This is a genomic window from Ideonella alba, from assembly GCF_018069845.1.
Taxonomy (GTDB): Bacteria; Pseudomonadota; Gammaproteobacteria; order Burkholderiales; family Burkholderiaceae_C; genus Ideonella; species Ideonella alba.
Genome location: NZ_JAGQDD010000020.1, coordinates 19,132 through 32,235, shown reverse-complemented (window position 1 = coordinate 32,235; position 13,104 = coordinate 19,132). Strand labels below are relative to the sequence as shown.

General features: G+C 72.2%; 12 protein-coding genes and 1 pseudogene. 6 read left to right on the top strand and 7 right to left on the bottom strand.

Features of this window, described 5'->3' with window-relative positions; genetic code table 11:
* Nucleotides 1-81: 81 nt before the first annotated feature.
* Both KAK03_RS20350 and KAK03_RS20345 read right to left on the bottom strand, forming a co-directional pair.
* Nucleotides 82-792 carry a DUF599 domain-containing protein gene (locus KAK03_RS20350; protein WP_210856534.1) on the bottom strand — a complete coding sequence of 237 codons (711 nt, stop codon included), beginning with the start codon at nt 790-792 and terminating at the stop codon, nt 82-84.
* A 27-nt stretch (nt 793-819) separates the two neighbouring features.
* Nucleotides 820-1,521, bottom strand: a complete 702-nt coding sequence (locus tag KAK03_RS20345) for a pirin family protein (protein ID WP_210856533.1) — start codon at nt 1,519-1,521, stop codon at nt 820-822.
* A gap of 97 nt (nt 1,522-1,618) precedes the next feature.
* Here KAK03_RS20345 and KAK03_RS20340 point away from each other — a divergent pair, with 97 nt between their 5' ends.
* The 4 genes and pseudogenes from KAK03_RS20340 to KAK03_RS25120 all read left to right on the top strand — a co-directional run bounded on the left by KAK03_RS20340 (nt 1,619) and on the right by KAK03_RS25120 (nt 4,232).
* Nucleotides 1,619-2,608: a LysR family transcriptional regulator gene (locus KAK03_RS20340; protein WP_210856532.1), complete on the top strand. Its 990-nt coding sequence runs from the start codon at nt 1,619-1,621 to the stop codon at nt 2,606-2,608.
* Nucleotides 2,605-3,492, top strand: coding sequence for a tRNA glutamyl-Q(34) synthetase GluQRS (gene gluQRS / locus KAK03_RS20335; protein ID WP_210856531.1), 888 nt, complete (start codon nt 2,605-2,607; stop codon nt 3,490-3,492). Before KAK03_RS20340 ends, gluQRS begins: the two co-directional genes overlap by 4 nt.
* A gap of 29 nt (nt 3,493-3,521) precedes the next feature.
* Nucleotides 3,522-3,875: pseudogene (locus tag KAK03_RS25125) on the top strand (FKBP-type peptidyl-prolyl cis-trans isomerase); the annotation flags it as partial.
* A 27-nt stretch (nt 3,876-3,902) separates the two neighbouring features.
* Nucleotides 3,903-4,232 carry an FKBP-type peptidyl-prolyl cis-trans isomerase gene (locus tag KAK03_RS25120; RefSeq protein WP_247661312.1) on the top strand — a complete coding sequence of 110 codons (330 nt, stop codon included), beginning with the start codon at nt 3,903-3,905 and terminating at the stop codon, nt 4,230-4,232.
* Nucleotides 4,233-4,253: 21 nt separating this feature from the next.
* On the opposite strand, the gene KAK03_RS20325 is transcribed toward KAK03_RS25120, so the two are convergent.
* A complete protein-coding gene (locus KAK03_RS20325; protein ID WP_210856529.1) occupies nt 4,254-5,321 on the bottom strand; it encodes a S1C family serine protease in 1,068 nt (355 codons plus the stop codon).
* Nucleotides 5,322-5,394: 73 nt separating this feature from the next.
* Nucleotides 5,395-5,961 (bottom strand): oligoribonuclease, encoded by a 567-nt coding sequence (orn, locus tag KAK03_RS20320; RefSeq protein WP_210856528.1) that lies wholly within the window; start codon nt 5,959-5,961, stop codon nt 5,395-5,397.
* 54 nt (nt 5,962-6,015) lie between these two features.
* Between orn and KAK03_RS20315 the strand changes: the two genes are divergently transcribed.
* Together KAK03_RS20315 and rsgA are read left to right on the top strand one after the other, a co-directional pair.
* Entirely contained in the window at nt 6,016-7,296 is a 1,281-nt protein-coding gene (locus KAK03_RS20315; RefSeq protein ID WP_210856527.1) for a M48 family metallopeptidase, read from the top strand.
* The gene (gene rsgA / locus KAK03_RS20310; protein ID WP_210856526.1) at nt 7,296-8,222 is read left to right on the top strand and encodes a ribosome small subunit-dependent GTPase A; all 927 of its coding nucleotides are present in this window, start codon (nt 7,296-7,298) and stop codon (nt 8,220-8,222) included. Before KAK03_RS20315 ends, rsgA begins: the two co-directional genes overlap by 1 nt.
* Nucleotides 8,223-8,228: 6 nt before the next feature.
* On the opposite strand, the gene KAK03_RS20305 is transcribed toward rsgA, so the two are convergent.
* The 3 genes from KAK03_RS20305 to KAK03_RS20295 all read right to left on the bottom strand — a co-directional run bounded on the left by KAK03_RS20305 (nt 8,229) and on the right by KAK03_RS20295 (nt 13,064).
* Nucleotides 8,229-9,062 (bottom strand): transglutaminase domain-containing protein, encoded by an 834-nt coding sequence (locus tag KAK03_RS20305; protein WP_210856525.1) that lies wholly within the window; start codon nt 9,060-9,062, stop codon nt 8,229-8,231.
* Nucleotides 9,062-10,285 carry a hypothetical protein gene (locus tag KAK03_RS20300; RefSeq protein ID WP_210856524.1) on the bottom strand — a complete coding sequence of 408 codons (1,224 nt, stop codon included), beginning with the start codon at nt 10,283-10,285 and terminating at the stop codon, nt 9,062-9,064. Before KAK03_RS20300 ends, KAK03_RS20305 begins: the two co-directional genes overlap by 1 nt.
* Nucleotides 10,286-10,370: 85 nt before the next feature.
* Nucleotides 10,371-13,064, bottom strand: coding sequence for a cation-translocating P-type ATPase (locus KAK03_RS20295; protein ID WP_310738683.1), 2,694 nt, complete (start codon nt 13,062-13,064; stop codon nt 10,371-10,373).
* Nucleotides 13,065-13,104 lie beyond the last annotated feature (40 nt).

The following is a 13,104-nucleotide window of genomic DNA, read 5'->3' as shown; positions in this document are numbered from 1 at the left end:
CTGCTCTTCGGTGACGAACACCACAGGACGGCCGGACGCCCCCGGCCCCACTCTCACATCACGGAATGTGGAGTGCGTTTTTCACGGCTGGGCGAGCAGCCGCAGCACGTCGGAGTGGAACTCGCGCCGGTACAGCAGCGCGACGATCGCGGCCGTGGCGGCCATGAAAGCCCAGGGCGAGATGAACCAGGCCACCGCCGCAAAGGCCATGTAGTAGGCGCGCAGGCCGTCGTTGAAGCTCTCGGCGGCCAGACCCATGATGCCGCCGGCGCGGTCCGCGAAGGCCTGGCGCTCGGGCTCGGTCCAGCCCTCGTCGCGCTGCGGCGCGGCGGCCAGCAGCAGCGCGCCGAAGCTGTACTGGCGGATGCTCCAGGTGAAGCGGAAGAACGCGAAGACGAAGACGCCCGTCAGCAGCACCAGCTTGAAGTCGAACACCAGACCGGTGGTGCGGGCGGCAAAGGGCAGCTCGCGCGCCAGCTCGGCCGCCTTGTCGGCGGTGCCCAGTACCGCCAGCAGGCCGCCGATGATCAGGATCGTCGTGGACGCAAAGAAGGCCGGGCTGGACGACAGGTTCTGCGTGACCACGCCATCAAAGACGCGGTTGTCGCGCGCGGTGGCGCGCAGCATCCAGGCATGGCGGGCGCGGTTGGTCAGGCCCAGGATCGACGGCCGGGTGGCGGCCCGCCGCCGCGCAAAGGCGGCGTAGCCCACCCAGCCGACGAAGAACAGCGCCAGCGCCAGCCAGTCGGCCAGCGGCAGCAGGGACAGGGCGTCGACACTGAAGATGCGCATCGGCCCGATTGTCGGGCCATCAGCACCTCATCGGGCGAGGTCGAAGACCAGCACCATCGCGCCCTGGCCGCCATCCAGGCGCAGCTCGGGCTCGCCGTCCAGCGTGGCGGCATCGCCGGTGCCCAGGCGCTGGCCATTGACCTGCACCGAGCCCTCGGCCACGAAGACATAGCCCAGGCGGCGCGGGTTCAGCGCCACCGTGGCCGACTCGGCGCCGTCGAAGCGGCCCAGCGACAGCGCGGCGTCGGCGTTCAGGCGGATCGCGCCGTCCTGCGCATCGGGCGAGGCCACGCGCTGCAGGCGGCCGCGCTGCTCGGCCGGGTCGAAGGCCTTCTGCTCGTAGCCGGGCGCCAGGCCGGTGGCCTCGGGCAGCAGCCAGATCTGCAGGAAGTGCGTGGTCTGGCCCTGGGCGTGGTTGAACTCGGAGTGGCGCACACCGGTGCCGGCGGTCATGCGCTGGATCTCGCCGGGGCGGATGGCGCTTTCGTTGCCCATGCTGTCGCGGTGGGCCAGCTCGCCCGAGAGCACCACACTGACGATCTCCATGTCGCGGTGGCCATGGGTGCCGAAGCCGGTGCCCGGGGCGATGCGGTCCTCGTTGATCACCCGCAGGTTGCCCACGCCCATGTGGGCCGGGTCCAGGTAGTCGGCGAACGAGAAGCTGTGGTGGCTCTTGAGCCAGCCGTGGTCAGCGTAGCCTCGGTCTTCGGAGCGGCGCAGGGTGATCATCTCGGGACTCCTTTCGTGCAGTGGACTCCACTGTAGGGCGCTGGGCGGGGCGGCGGGCTGTGCGCTGTTGGAGGGTTCTTTCAAATAAGATGAACCCATGCCCGACCGCCGCACCGCCCTGACGCCCGACGCGCTGCTGATGATGGACGCGATCGCCCGCACCGGCAGCTTTGCCGCCGCGGCGCGCGAGCTGGGCAAGGTGCCCTCGGCGCTGACCTACAGCGTGCGCCAGCTGGAAGACGCGCTGGACGTGCTGTTGTTTGACCGCCGCTCGCGCCAGGCCAAGCCCACCGCCGCTGGCGAGGAACTGCTGGCCGAGGGCCGGCGCCTGCTGGCCGAGATGGACGCGGTGGCCAACCGGGTGCGCCGCGTGGCCACCGGCTGGGAAACCCAGCTGACCGTGGCGGCCGACGGCGTGCTCTCGCGCCTGACGCTGCTGGAGCTGTGCGAGGCCTTCTACGCGCTGCGCCCGGACGAGGCCGAGCAGGGTCCCGGCACCCGGCTGCGCCTGCGCACCGAGGTGCTGGCCGGCACCTGGGAGGCGCTGGTCTCGGGCCAGGCCGACCTGGCGCTGGGTGTGCCGCTGGAATCGGCGGCGCCGGGCATCGAGCTGGCGCCGCTGGGCGACCTGCCCTTTGTCTTTGCGGTGGCGCCGCACCACCCGCTGGCCGCCCTGCCCGAGCCGCTGCCGGACGACGCCATCCTGCGCCACCGCGCGGTGGCGGTGGCCGACTCGGCGCAGCGCCTGTCACCCATCACCGTGAACCTGCTGCCGGGCCAGGACGTGCTGACAGTGTCCAGCATGCAGGCCAAGATCGAGGCCCAGCTGCGCTGCCTGGGCTGCGGCTTCGTGCCCGAGCCACTGGTGCGCGACCACCTGCGCGCTGGCCGCCTGGTGGCCAAGACCGTGCAGCGCCAACGCCGGCAGGTGCGCCTGGGCTACGCCTGGCGCGCCGGCGCGGTGGGCGGCCGGCGCCAGGCGCCGCAGGGCCTGGCGCTGCAATGGTGGCTGCAGCAGCTGGAGAGCCCGGCCACCCGCCGGGCCCTGCTGGAGCGCCACTGCGGCCTGCCTGCTGACGTCGATTGACCTACATCGGCCGCTTCGCCCCCTCGCCCACCGGCGCGCTGCACGCGGGGTCGCTGGTGGCTGCGCTGGCCAGTTGGCTGGACGCGCGCGCGCATGGCGGCGTCTGGCTGCTGCGCATCGAGGATGTCGACACGCCCCGCTGCGTGCCCGGCGCCGACCACGAGATCCTGCGCCAGCTGGCCGCCTGCGGCCTGCACGCTGATGAGCCGCCGGTCTGGCAATCGGCGCGTGCCGCCCACTACCAGCAGGCGCTGGACGCGCTGGCCGCTGCCGGCCGCGCCTACCCCTGTGCCTGCAGCCGCAAGGACATCGCGGCCGCGCAGGCCGCCGCCGGCCTGCAGCGCGAGCGCCATGCCGAGCTGCCCTACCCCGGCACCTGCCGCCCCGAGCGCAGCGGTCTGGCCGGCCGCACCGCCCGCGCCTGGCGCCTGCACACCGGTGATTCGGCCCGCATCGACTGGACCGACCGCCGCCTGGGCGCCCAGCAGCAGGACGTGGCCAGTGCCGTGGGCGATGTCGTGCTGCGCCGCGCCGACGGTCTGTGGGCCTACCAGCTGGCGGTGGTGGTGGACGATGCCGCGCAGGGGATCACCCACGTCGTGCGCGGCGAGGACCTGGCCGACAACACGCCGCGCCAGATCCTGCTGCAGCGCGCGCTGGGCGTGCCCACGCCCGTCTACCTGCACACACCGCTGGTGCTGGCCGCCGATGGCTGCAAGCTCAGCAAGCAGAACGGCGCCGCGCCGTTGGACCTGACCGACCCGCTGGCGGCGCTGCGCGCGGCGGGCACGGTGCTGGGGCTGCCGCCGCTGCCCGGCACCGCCCTGCCCGACTGGCTGGCCAGCGCCGTGGCCGCCTGGCCGTGGCGTGCTTCGGTGGCATGATCACCGCCTTTGCCTGAACCATTCCAAGGATGTCCATGAGCACCACCCCGAGCGGCCTGCAGATCGATGACGTCAAGATCGGCGACGGCGCCGAGGCCACCGCCGGCCAGAGCGTCACCGTGCACTACACCGGCTGGCTGTACGACGAGAACGCCCCCGACAAGCGCGGCAAGAAGTTCGACTCCAGCAAGGACCGCGACGAGGCCTTCGAGTTCGACCTGGGCGCCGGCATGGTGATCCGCGGCTGGGACGAGGGCGTGCAGGGCATGAAGGTGGGCGGCCAGCGCATCCTGACCATCCCGCCCGAGCTGGGCTACGGCGCGCGCGGCGCCGGCGGCGTGATCCCGCCCAATGCCACGCTGGTCTTCGAGGTGGAGCTGCTGCCGCAGCCGGTGCTGCCGGAACTGCAGATGATCGACGTCACCTTGGGCGATGGCGCCGAGGCCACCGCCGGCAAGCCGGTGATCGTGCACTACACCGGCTGGCTGTTCGATGAAAGCGCCCCGGACAACCGCGGCCGCAAGTTCGACTCCAGCAAGGACCGCAACGACCCCTTCCGCTTCCACCTGGGCGCCGGCATGGTGATCCGCGGCTGGGACGACGGCGTGCAGGGCATGAAGGTGGGCGGCACCCGCGTGCTGGTGATCCCGCCGCACCTGGGCTACGGCCCGCGCGGCGCCGGCGGCGTGATCCCGCCCAACGCCACGCTGGTCTTCGAGGTGCAGCTGCTGGGCGTCTGAGCCCCGGCGCGAGGGGGTGCCTCAGCGCACCCCGTCGACCACCTTCACCCGCAGCCGGCGCTCCTGGTCGCCGCGCAGCACGGTGAGCTCGGCGGTGTTGTCGACACCCGCCTTGTCCAGCTCGCCGACGAAGCCCGACAGCGAGGTGATCCGTTTGCCGTTGACGGCGACGATGATGTCGCCCACTTCGCCGGTGCGGCGATCCAGCCCCTTCAGGCCGGCATCGTGCGCGGGGCTGCCGCGCACCACGTCGGCGATCACCACGCCGGACAGGCCGGCGCGCGCCACCAGATCAGGACGCACCGGTGCGATGCCGATGCTGGGCAGCGGCGCGCGACCGCGGCTGATCAGCGCCGGCACCACCCGGTTGACCAGGTCGGCCGGGATGGCAAAGCCGATGCCCGCCGACGAGCCCGAGGCCGAGCGGATCGCGGTGTTCACGCCGATCAGCCGGCCGGCGCTGTCGAGCAGCGGGCCGCCGGAGTTGCCGGGGTTGATGGCCGCGTCGGTCTGGATCACGCCGGCCACCTCGCGGTAGTCGGTGGTGGGCAGCTCGCGGTCGAGCGCACTGATCAGGCCTTGCGTCAGCGTGCGCTGCAGGCCGAAGGGGTTGCCGATCGCGTAGACCGTCTGGCCGGGCCGCAGCTCGCGTGAGCTGCCCAGCGGGATCGGCCGCAGGTCCTTGGGCACGCGGCTGAGCTTGACCACCGCCAGGTCGTACTCGGGCGAGCGGCCGACCAGTGTGGCCTCGATCGGGTTGCCCGCGTCGAGCTGCACGAACACCCGCCGCGCGTCCTCGACCACATGGTTGTTGGTCACCACGTGGCCGCTGGCATCCCAGACGAATCCGCTGCCGGCGCCCTGGCTGACCTCGGGGCGCAGGAAGAAGCCGTTCATCTGCACCACCTCGGTGGTGATGTAGGCCACCGAGGGCGCGGTGGACTCGAACAGGTTGACCACCTGCTGCTCCTGCGCCAGCAGCGGCCCGCGCGGCGTGACGGCGCGCGGCGCGGCGGGCTCGCGGGCCCAGGCGGGGGTCAGGGCCAGCAGGCCGGCGGTCAGCAGAGGAACCAGCGAACGAGGGTTCATGGCAGGGTCGAAAAGCGGCAGACCCTGGCAGATCGTGGCAGCCCGGCGCGGTTTCAAGGGGCCGCCCCCTTGTTCAGACCTTCAGGAAGGTGCTGCGGTAGTGCGCCAGCTCGTCGATCGACTCGTGGATGTCGGCCAGCGCGGTGTGCTTGTTGGCCTTGACCAGCCCCTCCAGCGCCGCCGGGTTCCAGCGCTTGGCCAGCTCCTTCAGCGTGGAGACATCCAGGTTGCGGTAGTGGAAGTAGGCCTCCAGGCCCTTCATGTCCTTGGCCAGGAAGCGGCGGTCCTGGCAGATGCTGTTGCCGCACATCGGGCTCTTGCCGGCGGGCACGTACTGGGCCAGGAACTCGATCACGCGGGCCTCGGCGTCGGCCTCGGAGACCTCGCTGGCCTTGACGCGGTCGATCAGGCCGCTCTTGCCGTGGGTGCCCTTGTTCCAGGCGTCCATGCCGTCGAGCACGGCGTCGCTCTGGTGGATGGCGAACACCGGGCCTTCGACGCGGATGCTCAGGCTGGGGTCGGTGACGACCACCGCGATCTCGATGATGCGGTCGGACTCCGGCTTCAGGCCGGTCATCTCCAGGTCGATCCAGATCAGGTTCTGCTCGCTCTTGGCGAGCACGGGGGCGGTGTCGGTCATGGTCATCTCGGGGCAGGTCCAGCCGCTGATTGTCCGACAACATACACTGCCGGGATGTCCCTGTCCCTGCACGCCGGCACCGTCACCGCGCTGTTCTGCGCCTTCCTGCTCGCCTCGCTCAGCGTGGGCTTCTGGCTGACCACCCGGCAGATCCGCCACGTGGCCGCGCACCGTGACCGCGTGCCCGAGGCCTTCGCCGGGCGCATCACGCCCGAGGCCCACCAGAAGGCCGCCGACTACACCATCGCCAAGGCCCGCTTCAGCCTGCTGGTGGATGGCTTCGGCGGCGTGGTGCTGCTGGGCTGGACGCTGCTGGGCGGGCTGGACGCCTTGAACACCCTGGTGCGCGACGCCGTGCAGCCGCGCTGGGGCGACCTGGCCTACCAGCTGGCGCTGTTCGCCGGCTTCAGCCTGGTCAGCGGCCTGCTGGACCTGCCGCTGGCCTGGTGGCGCACCTTCCGGCTGGAGCAGCGCTTCGGCTTCAACCGCAGCAGCCTGGGCCTGTGGCTGGCCGACCAGGCCAAGGGGGTGCTGGTGGGCGTGCTGATCGGCGGCCCGCTGCTGGCGGCGGTGCTGTGGGTGATGGGCGCCTCGGGCGGCTGGTGGTGGCTGTGGGCCTGGTGCCTGTGGACCGGCTTTGCGCTGCTGATGCAGGTGATCTACCCGATCTGGATCGCGCCGCTGTTCAACCAGTTCAAGCCGCTGGACGACACCGGCCTGGCGCAGCGGGTGCAATCGCTGATGCAGCGCTGCGGCTTCCAGAGCAAGGGCTTCTTCGTGATGGACGGCAGCCGCCGCAGCGCCCACGGCAACGCCTACTTCGGCGGCCTGGGCAAGTCCAAGCGCGTGGTCTTCTACGACACGCTGCTGGCGCGCCTGAACACCGACGAGATCGAGGCGGTGCTGGCCCACGAGCTGGGCCACTTCCACCACCGCCACATCCAGCAGCGCATGCTGATGATGTTCGGCCTGTCCTTCGCGGCCCTGGCGCTGCTGGGCTGGCTGGCGGGCCAGACCGGCTTCTATGTGGGCCTGGGGGTGCAGCCCAACCTGGCCGCGGCCAACGACGGCCTGGCGCTGCTGCTGTTCCTGCTGGCCTCGCCCTGCTTCACCTTCTTCATCGGGCCGCTGATGGCGGTGCATTCGCGCGGCGCCGAGTTCCAGGCCGACGCCTACGCCTGCCAGCAGACCAGCGCGCGTGAGCTGTCGTCGGCGCTGCTCAAGCTCTACCAGGACAACGCCAGCACGCTGACGCCTGATCCGCTGTACGTGCGCTTCCACTACTCGCACCCGCCGGCCAGCGAGCGGCTCGCGGCCATGCAGAAGCACGCCTGATGGTGGCGCGCGCGGAGCTGGACCTGGCGCTGGTGGTGGGCAGCCACGGCCGCCACGTGATGATCGAGACCCCGGAAGGCCAGCGGCTGATCGCCCACCCACGCGGCAAGAAGAGCGCCTGCGTGGTGGGCGACCGGGTGCGCTGGCAACGCGCTGGCGACGAGGGCGTGATCGAGGCGATCGAGCCGCGCCGCAACCTGCTGATGCGCCAGGACGAGTGGCGCCACAAGAGCTTTGCCGCCAACATCGACCAGCTGCTGGTGGTGCTGGCCGGTGAGCCGATGTTCAGCGAAAGCCAGCTCACCCGCGCGCTGATCGCCACCGAGGACGCCGGCATCCCGGCCACGCTGCTGCTCAACAAGGTGGATGTGCCGCAGGCCGCCACCGCGCGCGAGCGCCTGCGGCCCTACGCCGCCATGGGCTACACGCTGCACGAGACCGCGCTGAAGACCCGCCCCGACGAGGCCCGCGCCACGCTGGCGCCACTGCTGGCCGGCCGCGCCACGCTGGTGCTGGGCGCCAGCGGCATGGGCAAGAGCACGCTGATCAACCTGGTGGTGCCCAGCGCGCAGGCCGAGACGCAGGAGGTCTCGCAGGCGCTGAACTCCGGCAAGCACACCACCACCACCACCCGCTGGTACTGGCTGGACGAGACCGCGTCGGGCCTGGACGGCCGCGGCGCGATCCTCGATTCGCCCGGATTCCAGGAGTTCGGCCTGATGCACATCACGCCGCAGCGCCTGGCCGAGCTGATGCCCGACCTGCGCCAGCACCTGGGCGCGTGCCGCTTCTACAACTGCACCCACCGCCACGAACCCGGCTGCGGCGTGCGTGACGCGGCCGATCGCGGCGAGATCGCCCCCACCCGCTACCGGCTGTATGCCGGGTTGTGGGACGAGCTGGAGGCGGGGCAGCGCAAGGGATAGGACTGCTCAGCGGCCGCCAGGCTCCTGGGCCAGGCCCAGCACCTCGATGCGGCTGGGCAGCCGGGCCAGGCCCTGCAGCAGGGACAGTCGGTGGCCAGGCCCTTCATTGCTCAGCACCAGGCTGGGCAGGTAGTAGATCGGCCCGGGCTCGTTCCACAGCGCGCTGTCGCGCAGCACCCACTGGCCCGATTCCTGGGTCTGGATCCAGGCATGGCCATAACCCTGCCATTGCCCGTTCACCGCCACCAGCACCGCGCCATGGACCACGCGTGCCGGAATGCCCAGCGCGCGCGCCAGCGCGGCGCTGAGCAGCGCGTGCTCGGTGCAGTCACCGCGCAGGTTGCGGGCCACGGCGGAGGCGTAGGACGTCTGGGCCGGCTCCGAGCGCATCACGCTGGCCACGAAGGCCACGACGCGCGCGCCGTCCACCGGCTCGCCGGGCCGCTGCTGCAGCAATTGCGCCTTGAGCTGCTGCACCGCCGGGTCGGCGTGGTCGATGATGAAGGACGCGGCCAGGGCGTCGAGCGCGACGTCCAGGTCTGCCTGCCGGCCGGGCGCCAGCGTGAGCACCACATGGCCCTGCCGCGTGTCCTCGCCCTCGGGCCGCCCCAGGAAGCGCGCCAGCGCGGCGGCATCGGCCGCCTGCACGCGCACCCGCACCGCCGACCCGCTGGCGGGCGGCGCGGCGACTGCTGAGGCCTCCACCGGGATCGAGGCAAACACCTGGGCCTGGCCCGACACGGGCCACAGGGCCCCCCCGACCGCGCACAGGCTGACGAACACGGCGCCCACCCGCGCTGCCGCCGACGCCCCACGGCACGCCGGGTGGCGGCGGCGCATCAGAAGCTGCCCTCGGTGTAGATGCGCTGGAAGCTCATCGTCCGCGGACCGATCGGCATGCGGCCGCTGAGCAGGGTGCCGGTGCGGCGGTCGAGCACCATCTCCATCGCGATCTCACCCAGTTCCTCGCGCACCGAGAACGCGTCCGCGCCCTGGGCCGCCAGCACCGTGGCGCGCGCCTTGATCAGGCGGGTCGGGTCCACCCCGCTCCAGTTCATGGCCTCGGTGCTGGCACCCACCGCGTCGGCACGGGCCATCAGTTGGCGCCGTGCCAGGGCCTGCGCGACCTGGGACGCCGGCTCACCCGACAAGGCCAGGTCGATCGATTTGCCGTCGAGACTGCCGCTGGCGCGCCAGACGCCGTCGGCCCGCTTGAGCGTCAGGTTGTGGCTGAGCTCGCCGTTGGCGGCCTTGAACTGCGCGGCATTGATCAGGCTGCCGTCGGGGCGCACCCACTCCACCGCGACGCTGTCCTCGGACACCAGTCGGCCCGGCGTGATCTGCAGGATCGTCGAACCGCGGCTGACCAGCTGGGTGTCCCCATCGGCGTCGACACTCAACGAGGTCGTGGTCACACCCACCGGTGCACCGTCGACACTGAAGGTGACGATCTCCCGGAAGCGCGGCGCAGGCGGCTCGGCGTCGCCGGTGCGCAGGGCGCTGGTCAGCGTGCGCGTCAGGGTCTCGAAGGTCTTGGCGTAGCCCACCTGATCGTGCGCGCAGAGGAGCGCTGCATCGCCCACGTTGGCGGCGAACTGGTGCAAGGCGCCGACCCGCTGCTCGCCTTTCTGCGTCACCCGGTAGATCCACTGCAGGCCCAGAAAGGCATGGGGCCCGACGGCGCCGGCGGCGGTGCGTTCAATCACCCGCGCCTCGACCGAGCCCATGGACTTCGCGACCTGGGCGAAACCGGCTTCGGAGGACACGACCAGCAGCCGCGCCAGATCACGCGACTCGCGGGCCACTTCGCAATGCACGGTCAGCGTGTCGTCCACCACGATGCTGAAGGCATAGCCCTCGTCCTGCAGCACCGGCTTGCGGTCCACCCGGCCCTGGACCTGGGTGCGCAGCCAGCCATCCTCGCTGCTCAGCGGCACCGGTGCGGGCAGGCGGGCTTCGCGGGCCTGGGCCTCGACCAGCCAGGCGGGCAGCCCCTGGGCGGGCGCCGGCAGCGCGAGGGCGCACAGCAGCGCCAGGCCAGCGGCCCGGTCGATTCGGATCATGGGTGAGTCTCCCTGTTCTTGGTGGTGATGAACGCCCTGATTGTGCCGCCACGGCCGGCGTGGCCGTCCGCCAGGCGCCTGCCGATCAGCGGCGCATCAGTCGCTTGCGGGCCTCTTCCACCCCCAGCACCAGGGCCGCCAGCGCCAGCAGCACCGGCAGCGTGCTGCCGTCCAGCGGCACGGTGTGGAACAGCGCATTCATCGCCGGCAGGTAGAGCACCGCGGCCTGCAGCACCACGCTCAGGCCCAGCCCGGCGGCCAGCCAGCGGTTGTGCAGCGCCCGGCGGCTGAAGACGCTGGCGGTGGCGCTGCGGCAGCTCAGCATGTTGAACCACTGGGTCAGCGCCACCAGGGTGAACACCTCGGTGCGGGCCTGCTCCAGCGCTATCCCCACGCCCAGCCGCCACTGGAACCACACGAAGGCCACCGCCGCCGCGCTGAGGGCCATCAGGGCGGCGCGCAGCAGCATGCGGCGGTCGAACAGGGCCTCATCGCGTGCGGTGGGCGCACGGCGCATCTCGTCGCCATCGGCCGGGTCCATGACCAGGTTCACGGTCAGCGTGCCCTCGGTGACGATGTTGATCCACAGGATCTGCACCGCCACCAGCGGCAGCGGCAGGCCGGCCACCAGGCACAGCAGCAGCAGGATGACCTCGTCCACCGAGGTGGCGAACAGGTAGAGGATGACCTTCTTCAGGTTGGCATAGACCACCCGGCCCTGCGCCACCGCATGCACCAGGGTGGCGAAGTCGTCGTCGGTGATGACGATGCGTGCGGCGCTCTTGGCCACCTCGGTGCCGCTGCGGCCCATGGCCACGCCCACGTCGGCGCGGGCCAGCGCCGGCGCGTCGTTCACGCCATCGCCGGTCATGGCCACCACCTCGCCGCGGGCCTGCAGCGCCTCGACGATGCGCAGCTTCTGTGCCGGCTGCACGCGGGCGAAGACAGCGATGGCCGGCAGCGCGTCCAGCAGTTCGGCCTCGCCCATGCGCTCGAGCTCGGGGCCGTCGACGGCGCGGTCGTCGGGGCCGGCGATGCCCAGCGTGCGCGCGATCGCCAGGCCGGTCAGCTTGTGGTCGCCGGTGACCATCACCGGGCGGATGCCCGCGGCCTGGCAGGCGGCCACCGCGGCGGGCGCGGCCTCGCGCGGCGGGTCGATCTGGCCGACCAGGCCGAGCAGGCGGCCCCGCGCCACCAGGTCGGAGTCATCCACCGCAGACGGGGCCTGCGGATCGACGGCGTCGATCACCGCCAGCGCCAGCACCCGCAGCGCCTGGCCGGCCAGCGCCTCGGCCTGGGCGCGCGCGGCCTGCAGCGTCGCAGGGCGCTCGGCGCCGCACAGGCGCAGCACGGCCTCCGGCGAGCCCTTGACCAGCCATTGGGCGCGGCCATCGGGCCCGGGGTGCAGCGTGGCCATGCGCTGGGTGTCGGCGTCAAAGGGCTGCTCGGCCAGCCGGCGTGTGGCGGCGCGGGTGGTGTCCACGTCCAGACCGGCCTTGGCGGCCAGTGTCAGCAGCGCGCCCTCGGTGGGGTCGCCGACGATGCGCCAGACTGCGCCATCGGCGGGCGGCAGCAGCTGGGCGTCGTTGCACAGCACCGCGGCACGCAGCAGCGCATGCAGATCCGGCAGCGCAGTGGCCTGCACGGGCCCGTCTGCCGCCAACAGCGTGCCCTGCGGGGCGTAGCCGCTGCCCTGCACCTGCAGACGCTGGCCGCCCGTGTCCCCCGGCAGCCACAGCGCGACCACGGTCATCTCGTTGCGGGTGAGCGTGCCGGTCTTGTCACTGCAGATCACCGTGGTCGAACCCAGCGTCTCCACCGCCGCCAGTCGGCGGATGATGGCGCCGCGGGCGGCCATGCGCTGCATGCCCACGGCCAGCGCGATGGTCATGGCCACCGGCAGGCCCTCGGGCACCATCGACACCATCTGGCTGATCGCCACCATCAGCACCTCGGCCAGCGGCATGTCGCGCCACAGGCCCAGCGCCATCACCAGCGCGAACAGGCCCAGCGCCGCCAGCGTCAGCGCGCGGCCAAAGCGCTCCAGCCGTTGCTCCAGCGGCGTGGGCGGCTCCTGGGCACGCTGGGTCAGGCCGGCGATGCGGCCGATCTCGGTGTGCCGCCCGGTGGCCACCACCAGCGCGCGGGCGCGGCCGGCGGTGACCAGCGTGCCGGCGTGCAGCATGCAGTGGCGGTCGGCCAGCGCACTGGCTTCGGGCACGGCGGCCACGGTCTTGGTCACCGGCACCGATTCGCCGGTCAGGGCGGCCTCGGCCACCTGCAGCCGCACGGCCTCCAGCAGCCGTGCGTCGGCCGCGACCGCATCGCCCGCGGCCAGCAACAGCACATCGCCCGGCACCATCGCATGGGCCGGCGCCAACTGCTCGGCGCCGTCGCGCCAGACCCGCACCTGCACCGCGGCCAGCTGGCGCAGCGCCGCCATCGAGCGCTCGGCACGCCCCTCCTGCAGGCTGCCCAGCAGGCCGTTGATCAGCACCACCACCACGATCACCGCCGCATCACCCAGGTGACCCATCGCCAGCGCCAGCCCAGCGGCGACGCCCAGGATGGCGATCAAGGGACTGCGCAGCTGGCGCAGGAAGATCGCCCAGTACGGGCGCGTGCTGGGCTCGGGCAGCGTGTTGGGGCCATGCACGGTCAGGCGGCGCGCCGCGTCCTCGGCGCTCAGGCCCAGTTCGGCGTCGGTGCCCAGCTGCTGCAGTGCGGCCGCCGGTGGCAGGGCGTGCCAGTCGGTGCGGGGGGCGGCATCAGCGTTCACGGCGGCACAGGATCACAGGCGAGACCTGTCGATTCTGTGG

Coding starts and splice junctions, on each gene's coding strand:
- KAK03_RS20350 (WP_210856534.1), bottom strand. CDS start 792: ATGCGCATCTTCAGTGTCGACGCCCTGTCCCTGCTGCCGCTGGCCGAC.
- KAK03_RS20345 (WP_210856533.1), bottom strand. CDS start 1,521: ATGATCACCCTGCGCCGCTCCGAAGACCGAGGCTACGCTGACCACGGC.
- KAK03_RS20300 (WP_210856524.1), bottom strand. CDS start 10,285: ATGATCCGAATCGACCGGGCCGCTGGCCTGGCGCTGCTGTGCGCCCTC.
- rsgA (WP_210856526.1), top strand. CDS start 7,296: ATGGTGGCGCGCGCGGAGCTGGACCTGGCGCTGGTGGTGGGCAGCCAC.
- KAK03_RS25120 (WP_247661312.1), top strand. CDS start 3,903: ATGATCGACGTCACCTTGGGCGATGGCGCCGAGGCCACCGCCGGCAAG.
- KAK03_RS20305 (WP_210856525.1), bottom strand. CDS start 9,062: ATGCGCCGCCGCCACCCGGCGTGCCGTGGGGCGTCGGCGGCAGCGCGG.
- KAK03_RS20325 (WP_210856529.1), bottom strand. CDS start 5,321: ATGAACCCTCGTTCGCTGGTTCCTCTGCTGACCGCCGGCCTGCTGGCC.
- KAK03_RS20340 (WP_210856532.1), top strand. CDS start 1,619: ATGCCCGACCGCCGCACCGCCCTGACGCCCGACGCGCTGCTGATGATG.
- orn (WP_210856528.1), bottom strand. CDS start 5,961: ATGACCGACACCGCCCCCGTGCTCGCCAAGAGCGAGCAGAACCTGATC.
- KAK03_RS20315 (WP_210856527.1), top strand. CDS start 6,016: ATGTCCCTGTCCCTGCACGCCGGCACCGTCACCGCGCTGTTCTGCGCC.